Origin of the sequence: Streptomyces longispororuber, from assembly GCF_014656095.1 — a bacterium.
GTDB classification, from domain to species: domain Bacteria; phylum Actinomycetota; class Actinomycetes; order Streptomycetales; family Streptomycetaceae; genus Streptomyces; species Streptomyces longispororuber.
On record NZ_BNBT01000047.1, the window covers coordinates 52,686 to 55,115 of the forward strand.

A 2,430-nucleotide genomic window follows, 5' to 3' on the forward strand; every position below is an offset into this window, starting at 1 on the left:
GCGTACGCACCAACAAAGACACCCACTTCGACGGCGGCACGCCCATGGGCTCCGTCTGAGGGGGCCGGGGGCGCGTGAGCGCGGCAGCGACCGCGGACAGCGCAGCGCGCGCCCGCCGTGGCCCCGGGGGGCGAGGTTCCGCACCGCCCCGCCCGCGCGCACCACGAGGTCAGCGACACCCGCACCGCGCCTCGCACGTGCGGTCGTTCCCGCCCGGCCCGCCCGATCGACCGGTATCTCCATCACTCCGTCGACCACCGTTCCCGAGCCGTTCATTTGGTGCCGGGCTGAAGGTTTTTGCAGCGAATCGCGCACATCTGTTGGCCGGAAAGAGTTGGTCTGCCGGTCCCTGCCCGCCGTGTGCCCACGGCCTCTACGGTCCCTGTGACCAGTCGGCGACGCCCAACGACTCGTCATTCGCTCGTGGTGAAGGAGTAGCTGTGGAACGTCGCAATTTCCTGCGTGGTGCGGTGATCGGCACCTCTGCCGCCGTCTTCGGCGGCACCCTCATGCACGGTGCCGCGTACGCGGCACCCGCGCAGAACGGCACCAGCCCCTACGGCGGTCTGCTGGCCGCCGACGCCAACGGCATCATGCTGCCGTCCGGCTTCACCAGCCGGGTCATAGCCCGTTCCAGCCAGACGGTGCCCGGCACTTCGTACACCTGGCACGGCGCCCCCGACGGCGGCGCCTGTTTCGCCGACGGCACGGGCTGGATCTACGTCTCCAACTCCGAGCTCGGCACCGGCGGCGGCGCGAGCGCGGTCAAGTTCAACTCCTCGGGCTCCGTCACGGGGGCCTACCGCATCCTGTCCAACACCAGGAACAACTGCGCGGGCGGCGCCACCCCGTGGAACACCTGGCTGTCCTGTGAGGAGGTCAGCCGCGGCTACGTCTACGAGACCGACCCCTGGGGCGCGAAGGCGGCCGTCCGGCGCGCCGCGATGGGCCAGTTCAAGCACGAGGCGGCCGCCGCCGACCCGGTGCGCAAGGTGATCTACCTGACCGAGGACGAGTCCGACGGGTGCTTCTACCGGTTCGTCCCCGCGACGTGGGGCAACCTCTCCTCCGGCACCCTCCAGGTGCTGGTCGCGGGCACCGGCACCTCCGGCTCCTTCACCTGGGCCAACGTGCCCGACCCCGACGGCTCGCCCACGTACACCCGCGACCAGGTCTCCGGCGCGAAGATCTTCAACGGTGGCGAGGGCTGCCACTACGCCACCGACACCGTCTGGTTCACCACCAAGGGCGACAACCGTGTCTGGCAGCTCAATTTGACCAACAACACCTATGAACTCGCCTACGACGACAGCCTCGTCACCAACGGCTCCGCGCCACTGACCGGCGTCGACAACGTCACCGGCAGCTCCTCGGGCGACCTGTTCGTCGCCGAGGACGGCGGCAACATGGAGATCTGCATCATCACCCCCGCCGACGTCGTCGCGCCCTTCCTGCGGATCACCGGCCAGTCCGGCTCGGAGATCACCGGTCCGGCCTTCTCCCCCGACGGCAGGCGGCTGTACTTCTCCAGTCAGCGCGGTACGTCCGGCAGTTCCTCCGGCGGCATCACGTACGAGGTCACCGGGCCCTTCCGCACCTCCGCCTGAGCCCGCCCGGCGTCGGCCGACGCGCCCCCTGCCCCTCCACTCCCCTGCTCCCGTACGCCCCCGCCTCCTCCGCTCCGGCCAGGCCGGCGGAGGGGGCGGGGGTTCCGGCGTCCGTCCGCGCTCAGGTCGTCGCGCCCTGCGGGCACGGCGCGTCGCCGACCGGGGTGAAGCAGGCGGTGACGGTCTTCCCGTCGGACGTCGGGTGGATGCTCCAGGTGTCGGCGAGGGCCTGCACGATGGCGAGGCCGCGGCCGCCGACGCTGACGTCGTCCGGCCGGCGCGGCGCGGGCGCCCCCGGCCCCGAGTCGTGCACGCTGAGGTGCAGGCGCTGCCCGTCCCACGTCAGGACCACCTGGGCGCTGGTGTGCGCGTGGTGGTGGGCGTTGGTCACGAGTTCGGAGACGGCGAGGACCACCGAGTCCACGGCGTCGGGCGCGGTCCGGTCCCACCCCAGCGCCTCCAAGTGCGCGCGGGCCCACTCGCGGCCCGCTCTGACGCCGCGGGAGACGGGGAAGGACTGGGCCCATCCGACGGCTCGTACCGATGCGTCCGGCATGGCGCACCCCCTGATGTCTGGTTCGCGGTTCCCCCTCCTTCTACCCCCGCCCCCGCGCTTCAACGGTCCCGGCACCGAAGGACCACAGCTCACGGCGCACCACCGGCGCTCCGGCGCCCGGGCCGGGCGCCGGCCCCGGCCGTCGCCATGGGGACGCGCCTACTCCAGCCAGCCCGCCGCTCGCGCCGTCCGCCACGCCCGGCTCTCGGCCCGGTCCGCCGCGATGTTGCGGCGGGTGTCCCGGCCACCGGCGGCGTCGGCGGCCTC

The 2,430-nt window shown here is 72.6% G+C and carries 2 protein-coding genes; one reads left to right on the forward strand and one right to left on the reverse strand.

Going from position 1 to position 2,430, the window contains the following annotated elements; all coding sequences use genetic code 11:
- The first annotated feature begins 440 nt into the window (after window positions 1–440).
- Window positions 441–1,607: an alkaline phosphatase PhoX gene (locus IE330_RS17115; RefSeq protein WP_190136892.1), complete on the forward strand. Its 1,167-nt coding sequence runs from the start codon at window positions 441–443 to the stop codon at window positions 1,605–1,607.
- 121 nt (window positions 1,608–1,728) lie between these two features.
- Here IE330_RS17115 and IE330_RS17120 read toward each other — a convergent pair whose 3' ends face one another.
- A complete protein-coding gene (locus IE330_RS17120) occupies window positions 1,729–2,163 on the reverse strand; it encodes an ATP-binding protein (RefSeq protein WP_190136893.1) in 435 nt (144 codons plus the stop codon).
- Window positions 2,164–2,430: the final 267 nt, after the last annotated feature.